Raw genomic sequence first — 11,781 nt, 5'->3', positions numbered from 1 at the left:
ACGGCGGCATACCTGTGACGGCCCGCCGCGCACTGCCTCCCATCCGGACTTTCACCGTCGGTCCAGGAATCTCACCTGGTCAACCGGCCGCTGGATGCGGACGGGTCGCGGACTATAACCGCCGGTTCGGAATTACACCGACCCCGGAGTGCGCTGCTGCTGGTACAGAGGTCATTCTGCCACGTATGGCAATGGTCCATCCGGGTGCCTTGTGTGGCACCGCTCACAGGTGACTGTGCGCCACGGGGCCGGCGGACCCGGCCCCCGGGGCGAAGAGAGCGTCCTGGGCCGCGTCCCGGGCGGCGAACAGCGCCCCGCTCATGACCGCGCCGCCGCCGAGCATCCCGGCCCTGACCTCGGTGCGCAGGGGTGACATACGGGCCAGCCGCTCCTCCACCCGCGCGGCGAGCGCGTCGCCGCCGGCGCGGCCGACCTCACCGGCCAGGACGAGGCAGCCGGGGTCGAGCACGGAGACGACGGAGGCGGCACCGAGGGCGAGGCGGTCGGCGAGTGCGGCCAGGAACGCCTCGCCGCGCGCACCGCCGTCGCGCAGGGCGGCCCGTACAGCGAAGGCGGCGGCGGGGTCCTGCTCCTGCGCCGCGTCCGGCGAGGGGGCCCAGGCCGTGATGCCGTGCTCCGTGGCCAGGTCGCAGACGGCCGCGGATCCCACCAAGGAGTGAAAACCGCCGTCACAGTTGACCGACGAGGGAACCCCGGACGTGCCCGGCACGGGCAGGAAACCGATCTCGCCGGCCCCTCCCGAGGCACCCCGGCGCAGCTTCCCGTCGAGCATGACGGCCGCGCCGATGCCGTGGCCGAGCCAGAGCAGGACGAAGGTGTCGCGGTCCTGGGCGGCGCCGATGCGGTGTTCGGCGACGGCGGCGAGGTTGGTCTCGTTCTCCACGAGGACCGTCGCGGGCAGCCGTCGCTGGAGTTCCTTCACCAGGCCCCGGTGCCAGGCGGGGAGGCCCGCGGTGGAACGGAGTTCGCCGCTGAGGGGGTCGATCAGGCCGGGGGCGCCGATGCCCACGCTGTGGAGGGGGGCCGGGCCCGCCCTGCGGGCGGTGCGCTCCAGCATCGCCACGGCCCTCTCGACGGCCGGTCCCGTCCCGGTGTCGCTGCCGATCGGCAGGGTGGCCTCGGCGAGCGTGACACCGAGCAGGTCGGCGACGGCCACGGCGACGCTGTCCGTGCGGACGTCGAGGGCGGCCAGATGCGCACGGTCGGCGACGATCCCGTACAGACGGGCGTTGGGCCCGCGGCGGTCCGCGCCGCTCTCCCCCACGACCCGGACCAGGCCCGCGTCCTGGAGCCGCTCCACCAGATCGGCGACCGTGGGGCGGGACAGCCCGGTCAGGGTCTTGAGCTGAGTGGCCGTCAGCGGGCCGTCCTGCTGGAGCAGTCGCAGGGCGAGCCGGTCGTTGATGGCCCGGGCGGTGCTCGGGGATGCGGGCATGCCGGGATCCTTCCAGATCGCTGACGGTCCGCCGCCAGAGGGGTTATTTATCAGGCAGGGTTCCTGATAGTTTACGGCCCGCACCACGCGACGGGCGCCGGAGACACCGGCGAGCGAGAATTCCCAGGGGAGGGCACGGCGTATGACAACGGATCCAGCGGTCCCGGTCTTCGGTACGGAGCAGATCAGACGGGCCAGGTACGCGATCGCGGCGGTCTTCGCCGTGCACGGGGCGGTGACCGGCAGCTTCGCGACCCGGGTCCCGTGGATCCAGGACCACGCCTCGGTGAGCGCGGGCCAGCTCGGCCTCGCCCTCGCCTTCCCCGCCATCGGCGCGTCACTGGCCATGCCCCTGGCGGGCAGCGTCAGCCACCGCTTCGGAGCCCGGACCGCCCTGCGCGGGCTGCTGGCCCTGTGGACGCTGGCGCTGATCCTCCCCGCGCTGTCGCCGAACCTGCTCACGCTCTGCGTCGCGCTGTTCGTGTACGGGGCGACCGCCGGGATGTCGGACGTGGCGATGAACGCGCTCGGGGTCGAGGTCGAGAACAGGCTGAACAAGTCGATCATGTCCGGGCTGCACGGCATGTGGAGCGTGGGCGCCCTGGTCGGTTCGGCGGCGGGCACGGTCGCGGCGCACATCGGGGCCGACGCCCGGCTGCACCACACCCTGGCCGCCCTGGTGCTGACGGGACTCGGCCTGGCCGCCTGCCAGGGCGTCCTGGACCTGCGCAGCGAGCCCGACGAGGAGCCGCCGCCGCGCTTCACCCTGCCGCCGAAGTCCGCGCTGGTCATCGGCGCGGTGGGCTTCTGCGCGGTGTTCGCCGAGGGGGCCAGCATGGACTGGTCGGCGGTGTACCTCCGTGACGTGATGGGCAGTTCGGCGGGTCTGGCGGCGGCTTCCACCACGGCGTTCGCCCTGATGATGGCCATCGCGAGGATCGCCGGCGACAAGGTCGTCGACCGGTTCGGAGCGGTGCGCACCGTACGGGTCGGAGGCGTCCTGGCCACGGCCGGCGGACTGCTCGTGGTCCTGTCGCCCGGCCCGGCCCTCGCGCTCTGCGGCTTCGGACTGCTGGGCCTCGGCGTGGCCGTCGTCGTACCGCTGGCGTTCGCGGCGGCCGGGCGCAGCGGTACGAACCCGAGCCGGGCCATCGCGGGTGTCGCCACCATCACGTACACCTCGGGGCTCATCGCCCCGTCCGCGATCGGTTCGCTGGCCGAGGCGACCTCGCTGCTCGTGTCCTTCGGCCTGGTCACGGTGCTGGCCTTCGGGCTGGTCCTCGGTGCGGGGGTGCTGCGGGCCGGCGACCGCACCGTCGCGGGGGGCGGCGTCCCGAAGCAGGCCCCGGCCGAGAGCCCGACGGGCGGCTGACGGCCGCCGCCAGGACGGCGGGGAGACCGGCGGAGCCCCGCGCCCTGGCGTGACGGGGCTCCGCCTCCCGGCGTGGTGTGGGGGGGCTCCCCGCATACCGGCGTGAGGGCTCCGCATCCCGGCGCGGTGTGGGGGGCTCCCCGCATACGGGCGTGGGGGCTCCGCCTCCCGGCGTGACGGGGCTCCGCCCACCGGCGTGGTGGGACTCCGCCCACCGGCGTGGTGGGACTCCGCCCACCGGCTTCGCGGACCGCGTCCCGCCCGGGCGTGGCGCGGACCGGCGCCCCGTCGCAGCACGTCGCGGACCGGGCGGCGGTGGGGCCCGAGCACGAGGTCACGGCGCTGCGGCACTACCATGGCTCTGATCTTTTTCCGCGGATGGACCCACAGGGCGCACCGCACACACCAATCAGGGAGCGACCATGGGCCTCGGCGTGCGCTGGACCTTGCACGGCGACGGAAAGACGCCCGCACCGGGGGCCGTGGTGCGTCCCGACGAGCGGCTCTCCTGGCCGCGGACGTTCGGCCTCGGCGCCCAGCACGTCGTGGCCATGTTCGGCGCGTCCTTCGTCGCGCCCGTCCTGATGGGCCTCGACCCGAACCTCGCGATCATGATGTCCGGTGTCGCGACCGCCATCTTCCTGCTGGCGACCCGGGGCAGGGTCCCCAGCTATCTCGGCTGCTCCCTCTCCTTCGTGGGTGTGGCCGCCACGATCCGGGCCAGTGGCGGCAGCAGCGCCACGGTCACGGGCGCGGTCCTGGTCGTCGGCGCCGTGCTCTTCCTGGTGGGGCTCCTCGTCCAGCGGTTCGGGGCGCGGATCATCCACGCGGCGATGCCTCCGGTGGTGACGGGCGCGGTCGTCATGTTGATCGGGTTCAACCTGGCCCCCGTCACCGCGTCGACGTACTGGCCCCAGGACCAGTGGACCGCTCTGCTGGTCATGCTGTTCACCGGGCTGGCCGTGGTCTGCCTGCGCGGGTTCTTCTCCCGTATCGCGATCTTCCTCGGTCTGGTCTTCGGATACGTCCTGTCCTGGGTGCTCGACCTGGTCTTCGGGAAGATCCATTCCCCGGCCGGCGGAGCCGAGGCCGTCGACCACTGGCGACTGGACCTGTCGGCCGTGACGGACGCCGACTGGATCGGTCTGCCGTCCTTCCACGCGCCGAGCTTCGAGTGGTCGGCGATCCTGGTCGCGCTGCCCGTCGTCATCGCGCTGATCGCGGAGAACGCCGGTCACGTGAAGGCCGTCGGGGAGATGACCGGCGACTCGCTCGACGACAAGCTGGGCACCGCCATCGCGGCGGACGGCGCCGCCTCGATGCTGTCCACGGCCGTGGGCGGCCCGCCGAACACCACGTACTCCGAGAACATCGGAGTCATGGCGGCGACCCGGGTCTACTCGACCGCCGCCTACTGGGCCGCGGCCTGCTTCGCCCTGCTCTTCGGTCTCTGCCCCAAGTTCGGCGCTGTGGTGGCCGCGATCCCCGGTGGGGTGCTCGGCGGGATCACCGTCATCCTCTACGGCATGATCGGTCTCCTGGGCGCCCAGATCTGGCTGAACGCCAAGGTCGACCTGCGCAACCCGCTCAACCTCGTACCGGCCGCCGCGGGCATCATCATCGGTGTCGGCGGGGTCAGCCTGAAGATCACCGACAACTTCGAGCTGAGCGGCATCGCGCTCGGCACGCTCGTCGTCATCACCGGCTACCACGCACTGCGGGCGTTCGCCCCCGCCCACCTCAAGACGCAGGAGCCCCTGCTGGACTCGGGCACCTCCCAGTACGACGAGGAGCCGCCCGCCCCCGGCAAGGGCTGAGCTCGGCCGTGGCGCTCAGCCGGTGGCCAGTTCGTAGGCGTAGTCAGGGGTGAAGGATCCGGCCGAGCCCTTGCAGCCGTCGGACTCCCCCGGCAGTTTCACCCAGAGATACGCGTCGATCCCGGCCGCGCCGGTGTCCGTGGTGGGGGCCCTGCCCAGGGCCCGTCCGGCCGGGTCGCACCACTCACCGGCCTTCAGAGCGCCGTTGCCGTTGCGGCTGGTGTCGATGACGGCGCCCAGCCCGGGCGGGCCGCCGAGCGCGGCCAGCACCCGCCGGGCGTAAGCCGTCTCGTCCGCGGTGGTGTGGAAGTTGGACACGTTCGTGAAGATGCCGTCGCCGCTGGTCGCCGCTCCCGCCTCCCTGAGCGCCGCCGCCTGCTTCGCGGCGGTGTGCCAGCCCGAGTGCCCGCCGTCGAAGTAGACCTTGGCCCGCGGGGCGGCGGCGTGCAGGGTACGGCCCGCGCGGGCCAGCGAGGCGAAGCGGGCCGCCCGCTGGGCGGCCGACAGACAGTCCGACAGGGCGATGGCGTCCGGCTCCAGGATCACGATCACCGGGCCGTTGCCGAGACCGGCGGCGAAGTCCTCCATCCACGCGTCGTACGCGCCGAGTCCGGGTGCTCCGCCCTCGGACGCACCGCCGCAGTCACGGTCGGGGATGGCGTACGGCACGAGGACGGGAGTGCGCCCCGCGGCCGCCGCGGCGGCCGTCACGGCGCGGACCTGTCCGGTCACGGCACCCGGGTTGTGGGCGGGGAACCAGACGGCCGCGGGCCGCGCAGCGATCCTGGACTCGATCAGAGGGCGGCGCGGATCGCTCCGGTGGGCGTCGACCCAGTCCAGGACCTGGGATCGGGGGTGGCGGTAGAGACCGGTGGCCCGCTCGGCACGCCGCGAGGGCTGCCCGGCCGTGGCCGGGGCCGTGCTCGCGCGGGCCGTCCGGGTGGGTTCCGGTGCGGCCGAGGCCGGCCCGGAGGGCGACGGCAGGACGGAAGGTGTGGGCGCGGCGGGCAGCGGTCCCAGCACGGTCGACGCGCCGGCGTCGGGCCGCGCGACCGGGCGTCCCCCGTCCCCGTCGGCGGCGGCCATCACCCCCGTCGCGGCGCCGGCCACCACCACGGCCGACGCCAGCACGGCCATGGTGTGACGCCGTGCGGCGCCCCTGCGGCGCCTCGCCTCGCTCATGCGCTCCGCCCGTACACCCGGCACCCCTCGTCCTCTCCTCCGGCGCCCGCTGTTCGTCCGTTCCGATGAAGTCTCCGGCCCGTCGGCGCCGTGGCGAGCCTATGGCTGGGACGCTGCCCGGATGGACCGGATCGAGCAGTTCGCAATTCCGGCCGGCGCGGCCGGCACGGTGTCCGACGTCGGCGCGGTGATCGAGCGGATGCGCGCGTTCCGCTCCGACTGGCCCCCGGGTGACGGGCTGGGCGTGTTCAACCAGGTGTATCTGACGGTCACGGAGACGCTCGGCCGGCACCTGACGGACGGGGCGTTCGGGGACGTCGAGGCCGTGTCCGCACTGGACGTCCGGTTCGCCCTGCGCTATCTGACGGCGGTGGACACGGCCGCCGCGGGCGGAAGTCCGCCGGCGTGCTGGCGCCCGCTGTTCCAGTTCCGCCGCCATCCCGGCGTACGCCCGCTGCAGTTCGCCCTGGCCGGTATCAACGCACACATCGGGCACGATCTCGCGCTGGCCGTCGTGGACACCTGCCGTACGCTCGGCTGCGCTCCGGCGGACCTGGAGGAGGAGTTCGACCGGGTGGGCGATCTCCTCGTGATGCTGGAGGAGCGGATCCGCGACGATCTGATGCCCGGTCCCGATCTGCTGGAGATCGCCGATCCGCTGACCCACCTGGCGGGTGCCTGGAGCCTGGAGCGGGCCCGTGAGGCGTCGTGGACCGCTGCCGGGGTGCTGTGGCGTCTGCGTGGGCTGCCGCTCCTGGCCGAGGAGTTCAGGGTGCGGATGGACGCGGGGGCCGGGCTGGTGGGCCGCTTCCTGCTGACTCCGTGCCGCTGATACGTTCCTCCCCGGCAGCGTCCTGCCGAGGAGGAACCGGCCCCGTGGCCGGGGCGGCGGGTGGTCTCAGCCCTCCGGGAGCTCGACCGGCGCGATCTCGTCGAAGACGTCGCCCGGCCCCGGGTTCGTCGGATCGGTGGTGCCGCCGAACTGGGCCATCACGCCCCACACGGCGTTGAGTGCCGTCTGCACGGCGCCCTCGGCCCATCCGGCGGTCCAGGAAATGTCGTCGCCGGCGAGGAACAGGCCGCGCTTGTCGGCCGGCAGCCGGTCCTGCATGAAGTGGGTGAACAGGCGGCGCTGGTAGCGGTAGTGCCCGGGCAGGTTGGCCTTGAACGCGCCCATGAAGTACGGCTCGTTCTCCCACGACACGGTGACCGGGTTGCCGATGACGTGCTTGCGGATGTCGACACCCGGATAGATCTCGCCGAGGGACTTGAGCATGACGTCCATGCGCTCCTCCGGCGAGAGGGGCAGCCACTTCAGGCTGTCGTCGCACCAGGTGTAGGAGAGGCAGATGACGGCCGGCTTGTCGGGTCCGTCGTCCAGGAGGTAGGTCCCCCGGGTCATCCGGTCGGTGAGCGTCATGGACATCGTGTCCCGGCCGGTGGTCGCGTCCTTGTCGAGCCAGAACGGACGGTCGACCGGCACGAACAGCTTGGACGACTCCATGTAGTGGGTGCGCTCCATCGCCGTCCAGTGGTCGATGGGGAAGAGAGCGTCGTCGCAGGCGATCTTGGAGAGCAGCAGCCAGGACTGTCCGGTGAAGACGGCGGCCCGGTAGGTACGGATGTCGCCGGTGGCGTCGGTGACGGTGATCCGGTTCCCGGCCGTGCGGTCGAGGCGGGTCACGGCGGTGCGCGGCTGCCCCCCGTGCAGGGAGGACAGCGACGTGCCGAGCGGCCAGTGCGTGATCTTCTGCGGCTCACGGTCCCAGAGGCGTAGCGGCAGTTGCTGGCTGCCGCCGACGATCCCGCGGTGGTGGTCGTCGGCCTCGGTGTAGACGACGCGGAGGATCTCCAGGATGGAGTTGGGGAAGTCGGTGTCCCAGCCGCCGGTGCCGAAGCCGACCTGCCCGAAGATCTCGCGGTGCCGGAAGGAGGAGAAGGACGCGGAACCGCAGAGGAAGCCGTAGAAGGTCTGGTCGTCGAGCTTTTCGACGAGCTCGGACCAGATCTCCCGGATGCGCGGTACGTCGCGCTCGCGCATGGCGCGGTTCATGTCGGAGAAGTCGGCGCCCTCCTCCAGGCAGGAGTTCCAGGCATCCATCACCTCGCGGTACACCGGGGGCAGGTCGTCGATGGTGCGCGCGTAGTGGGACTCACCCTTGAGGTCGACGACGGTCGACGGGGTGGCCGGGGAGAGCGGGTTGGGGAACGGCTTCGTCTCCAGCCCGACCAGGTCGATGTAGTGCTGGAGCGCCGTGGACGAGGGCGGGAAGCGCATGGCGCCCATCTCGGCGGTCAGCGAGGGGTCGCAGCCGTCGAAGCCGACGGTCCGGAGCCTGCCGCCGATCCGGTCGGCCTCGTAGACGACCGGCTTCAGGCCCATCTTCATGAGTTCGTAGGCGGTGATGATGCCGGAGAGCCCGCCGCCGATGACGGCGACCTCGGTGCCGTGCTCCGTCGCCGGTATCTGCCCGATGCCCGCCGGATGGGCCAGGAAGTCGTCGTAGGCGTAGGGGAAGTCCGGCCCGAACATGGTGATCGGCGGCTGCGCGTCGGTGTGCTGGACGGCGTTGGGCACCGTGGACGTCATGGGGTGCGGACTCCTAGCGGGGGAAGCGTGGGGATGACGGGGCGGGGCTCAGACGAGGGAGCCGTACAGACCGGGTACGCGGTCCCGCAGATACGGGTTGGCCGCGCGGGACGCGGCGAGCAGGCCGGGGTCCACCTCGCCGAGGACGAGCTCCTCGCCCCGGCCGGCGCGGGTGCGGACGGCACCGTCGGGGGCGGCGAGGCAGCTCAGCCCGGTGAACTCGAACTCGCCTTCGCTGCCGGTCCTGTTGACGTAGGCGATGTACATCTGGCTCTCGAACGCGCGGACCGGTACGACGGATTCGGCGACGAACGGGTACGGGTGCATCAGCGCGGTCGGCACGAGCAGCAGCTCGGTCCCGGCCAGGGCGTGGGCGCGGACGTTCTCCGGGAACTCGACGTCGTAGCAGATCAGCAGTCCGATCCGTACGCCGTCCAGCTCGGCCTGCACCACGGGACGCTCACCGGGGGTGAACCACTTCTGCTCGAAGGCGCCGAAGAGGTGGGTCTTGCGGTAGGCGGCGAGCCGGGCGCCGTCGGGGCCGATCAGCTGGGCCGCGTTGAAGAGCCGCGCGCCCTCCCGCTCCGGGTAGCCGTAGTGGACGGCGAGCCCGTGGCGTACGCAGATGTCGGCGACGGCCCGCGCGCCGGGGCCGTCGGCGGGTTCGGCGAGCTCGGGGAGCGCGTCGCCGACGGCGTACCCGGTGAGGAACAGTTCCGGGCAGACCAGCAGCCGGGCGCCGGCGGACGCGGCACGCCCGGCGGCCTCGTCCAGGGTCGCGAGGTTGTCGGCCACGGAGCCGGGACGTCCTGAGCTCTGGAGCAGGGCGGTACGCAACGGCGGCATGGCTGACCTCGGGCGGGACGGGTGGGGTGGGAGACGTATCGAAGGTACGGCGCGGGCGGCACGGCCGACAAGACGCGTTTGTTGCGCGTTCACCGTCGATCCGTTGCGCGCCCGGGCCGCTGCGCGAAGATTCGTTGCGTGCCGCGTCATCGCAGGTCAGGCGAGTGATTTCGGTCTCGGTACGCTCCGCCCGGCCACCCGTGGGCCGAGGGGCGGCGGGCTCAGGCGGGCGGGCCCGAGGTGTAGCGCCGAAGGAGCGGGGAGAGCACGAGCACGGACTTCGTCCGCTCGATGTACGGCTCGCCCGCGATCCGCTCCAGCACCTGCTCGAAGTGCCGCATGTCGGCGGCGAAGACCTGCACGATCGCGTCGGCGTCGCCGGTCACGGTGGAGGCGGACGCGACCTCCGGGTAGGCGGACAGACCACGCTTGATCGCCTCGGGGGCGGTGTTGCGGCTGCAGTAGATCTCGATGAAGCCCTCGGTCTCCCAGCCGAGTGCCGCCGGGTCGACCCGCACGGTGAAACCCGTGATGGCGCCTTCGGCGCGCAGCCGGTCCACTCGGCGTTTGACCGCGGGTGCGGAGAGTCCGATGAGCGCGCCGATGTCCGCGTAGGAGCGTCGGGCGTCTTCCGCGAGGGCGTGGACGATGCGTTCGTCGAGGTCGTTCAGGCGCACTTCGGGTGGGTCACTTCTCTGCGACGGACGGTTCGGGGGCGGCGAGGGCCGCCCCCGAAGTAGACCACGGGTCCGCCGCACGGGGCGCGCCGCCGCGGGGAGTGGGTCCGCCGCGCAGGGCGCGCCGCCGCGGGGAGTGGGTCCGCCGCGCGGGGCGCGCCCGCCGTGGGGAGGTGGGTCAGAAGGGGAACTGCGAACGTCCGTGCTGGACCGAGATCCACTTCTGCGTGGTGAAGGCCTCCAGCATCGAGTCGCCGTTCAGCCGTCCGAGGCCCGAGTTCTTCTCCCCGCCGAAGGGGACGATGGGCTCGTCGTGGACCGTGCCGTCGTTGACGTGGATCATGCCGGTGCGGATCCGCTGCCCCACCCGTACGCCGCGCTCGACGTTCGCGGTGTGGACCGCGCCGCTCAGCCCGTACGGGGTGTCGTTGGCGATCCGGACGGCCTCGTCCTCGCCGTCGAAGGGGACGAGCAGGGCCACGGGGCCGAAGATCTCCTGCTGGAGCACGGGGGAATCGGCGGCGAGGCCGGTCAGTACGGACGGGCTCACCACGTTGCCCTCGGCCCGTCCGTGCAGCAGTGCCGTGGCGCCGGCCTCCACGGTCTCGTCGACGAGCCTGGACACCGCTTCGGCCTGCGAGGAGTTGATCAGCGGGCCGATGTGGGTGGCGGGGTCGGCAGGGTCCCCGACGTGCAGGGAGGCGACCTTGGCGACGAACTTCTCGGTGAACTCCTGCTCCACCGCGCGGTCCACCAGGATGCGGTTGGCCGCCATGCAGACCTGGCCCTGGTGGATGTAGCGGCTGAAGACCGCGGCGTCGACGGCGTAGTCCACATCGGCGTCGTCCAGGACGATCAGGGCACTGTTGCCGCCCAGTTCGAGCACCGCGCGCTTGAGGTTGGCGGCGCAGACCGTCGCGACGTGCCGGCCGACCTTGTCGGAGCCGGTGAAGGAGATCACCTGCGGGACGGGGTGCTCCAGCAGGCTGTCCCCGATCTCGGCGATGTCGGTGACCACGACGTTCAGCAGCCCGGCGGGGAGCCCCGCCTCCTCGAACACTCTGGCTATGAGCGTGCCGCCGCAGACCGGGGTGTTCTGGTGCGGCTTGAGGACCACGGCGTTGCCGAGGGCGAGGGCGGGCGCGACCGACTTGAGGGACAGCAGGAAGGGGAAGTTGAAGGGGCTGATGACGCCCACGACGCCCACGGGCACCCGGTAGACGCGGTTCTCCTTGCCGTCGGTCGGCGAGGGGAGTATCTGACCCGTGGACCGCAGCGTGAGCTGGGCCGCCTCACGGAGGAACTCCTTGGCCAGGTGCAGCTCGAAGCCCGCCTTCAGCCGGGTGCCGCCGAGCTCCGCGACGATCGCCTCGGCTATCTCGGCCTCGCGCTCCTCGACGACGCGCAGCGCCTTCTCCAGCACGGTCCGCCGGGCGTACGGGTTGGTGTCCGCCCACTGCTCCTGGGCTCGCTCGGCGGCCCGGTAGGCCTGGTCGACCTCGCCCGCCGTGGCGACGGTGATCGAGGCGAGCTTCTCCCCGCTGTAGGGGTTGAAGTCGATGATGTCCCAGGATCCCTTCCCCGGCCTCCACTCGCCGTCGATGTACTGCTGGGCCAGTTCGGTGAAGAAGGTCATGAGATCCCTTACCGCAGAGACGAGGGGGCCATTGATTGGCGCTCATATTACTTACCGTTCAACCACGTTGAGGGAAGTCCGGCTCGCTCATACGTGAAGACGAACGGTCGCCCAGCGATCGTTGTCGTACAGAAGTCGACGGTCGTTGCCGTAAAGATGTCGACTGCGTTCAGAAACAGGTGCCCCTCCCGGGAGACTCCCGGGA

General features: G+C 72.0%; 9 protein-coding genes and 1 riboswitch. Of the genes, 3 read left to right on the top strand and 6 right to left on the bottom strand.

The window, feature by feature from the left end; translation table 11 throughout:
- Positions 1 to 25: 25 nt before the first annotated feature.
- Positions 26 to 156, bottom strand: a riboswitch (FMN riboswitch).
- A gap of 67 nt (positions 157 to 223) precedes the next feature.
- Positions 224 to 1,456 carry an ROK family transcriptional regulator gene (locus tag ACFYQ6_RS26190; RefSeq protein WP_388765174.1) on the bottom strand — a complete coding sequence of 411 codons (1,233 nt, stop codon included), beginning with the start codon at positions 1,454 to 1,456 and terminating at the stop codon, positions 224 to 226.
- A gap of 142 nt (positions 1,457 to 1,598) precedes the next feature.
- Between ACFYQ6_RS26190 and ACFYQ6_RS26185 the strand changes: the two genes are divergently transcribed.
- Positions 1,599 to 2,828: an MFS transporter gene (locus ACFYQ6_RS26185; RefSeq protein WP_388765172.1), complete on the top strand. Its 1,230-nt coding sequence runs from the start codon at positions 1,599 to 1,601 to the stop codon at positions 2,826 to 2,828.
- 422 nt (positions 2,829 to 3,250) lie between these two features.
- Positions 3,251 to 4,645 carry a solute carrier family 23 protein gene (locus ACFYQ6_RS26180; protein ID WP_361574195.1) on the top strand — a complete coding sequence of 465 codons (1,395 nt, stop codon included), beginning with the start codon at positions 3,251 to 3,253 and terminating at the stop codon, positions 4,643 to 4,645.
- 15 nt (positions 4,646 to 4,660) lie between these two features.
- Here ACFYQ6_RS26180 and ACFYQ6_RS26175 read toward each other — a convergent pair whose 3' ends face one another.
- A complete protein-coding gene (locus tag ACFYQ6_RS26175) occupies positions 4,661 to 5,827 on the bottom strand; it encodes a glycoside hydrolase family 6 protein (protein WP_388765170.1) in 1,167 nt (388 codons plus the stop codon).
- 121 nt (positions 5,828 to 5,948) lie between these two features.
- Between ACFYQ6_RS26175 and ACFYQ6_RS26170 the strand changes: the two genes are divergently transcribed.
- Entirely contained in the window at positions 5,949 to 6,659 is a 711-nt protein-coding gene (locus ACFYQ6_RS26170; protein ID WP_361574199.1) for a DUF5995 family protein, read from the top strand.
- 66 nt (positions 6,660 to 6,725) lie between these two features.
- Here the strand turns inward: ACFYQ6_RS26170 and ACFYQ6_RS26165 are convergent, their stop codons facing one another.
- The 4 genes from ACFYQ6_RS26165 to ACFYQ6_RS26150 form a co-directional block, all read right to left on the bottom strand.
- Positions 6,726 to 8,417: an NAD(P)/FAD-dependent oxidoreductase gene (locus ACFYQ6_RS26165; protein ID WP_361574201.1), complete on the bottom strand. Its 1,692-nt coding sequence runs from the start codon at positions 8,415 to 8,417 to the stop codon at positions 6,726 to 6,728.
- A gap of 48 nt (positions 8,418 to 8,465) precedes the next feature.
- On the bottom strand, positions 8,466 to 9,263 hold the full coding sequence (locus ACFYQ6_RS26160; RefSeq protein WP_388765167.1) for a carbon-nitrogen hydrolase family protein: 798 nt from the start codon (positions 9,261 to 9,263) through the stop codon (positions 8,466 to 8,468).
- A 221-nt stretch (positions 9,264 to 9,484) separates the two neighbouring features.
- Positions 9,485 to 9,940, bottom strand: a complete 456-nt coding sequence (locus ACFYQ6_RS26155; RefSeq protein ID WP_356739758.1) for an Lrp/AsnC family transcriptional regulator — start codon at positions 9,938 to 9,940, stop codon at positions 9,485 to 9,487.
- Between the two features lie 178 nt (positions 9,941 to 10,118).
- The gene (locus tag ACFYQ6_RS26150) at positions 10,119 to 11,576 is read right to left on the bottom strand and encodes an aldehyde dehydrogenase family protein (protein WP_361574205.1); all 1,458 of its coding nucleotides are present in this window, start codon (positions 11,574 to 11,576) and stop codon (positions 10,119 to 10,121) included.
- Positions 11,577 to 11,781 lie beyond the last annotated feature (205 nt).

It is taken from the genome of Streptomyces sp. NPDC005494 (genome assembly GCF_042872025.1).
Lineage (GTDB): Bacteria > Actinomycetota > Actinomycetes > Streptomycetales > Streptomycetaceae > Streptomyces.
The sequence above is the reverse complement of the archived record's forward strand: the minus strand, read 5'-3'. Positions and strand labels throughout refer to the sequence as shown.

Coding starts and splice junctions, on each gene's coding strand:
- ACFYQ6_RS26190 (WP_388765174.1), bottom strand. CDS start 1,456: ATGCCCGCATCCCCGAGCACCGCCCGGGCCATCAACGACCGGCTCGCC.
- ACFYQ6_RS26185 (WP_388765172.1), top strand. CDS start 1,599: ATGACAACGGATCCAGCGGTCCCGGTCTTCGGTACGGAGCAGATCAGA.
- ACFYQ6_RS26180 (WP_361574195.1), top strand. CDS start 3,251: ATGGGCCTCGGCGTGCGCTGGACCTTGCACGGCGACGGAAAGACGCCC.
- ACFYQ6_RS26175 (WP_388765170.1), bottom strand. CDS start 5,827: ATGAGCGAGGCGAGGCGCCGCAGGGGCGCCGCACGGCGTCACACCATG.
- ACFYQ6_RS26170 (WP_361574199.1), top strand. CDS start 5,949: ATGGACCGGATCGAGCAGTTCGCAATTCCGGCCGGCGCGGCCGGCACG.
- ACFYQ6_RS26165 (WP_361574201.1), bottom strand. CDS start 8,417: ATGACGTCCACGGTGCCCAACGCCGTCCAGCACACCGACGCGCAGCCG.
- ACFYQ6_RS26160 (WP_388765167.1), bottom strand. CDS start 9,263: ATGCCGCCGTTGCGTACCGCCCTGCTCCAGAGCTCAGGACGTCCCGGC.
- ACFYQ6_RS26150 (WP_361574205.1), bottom strand. CDS start 11,576: ATGACCTTCTTCACCGAACTGGCCCAGCAGTACATCGACGGCGAGTGG.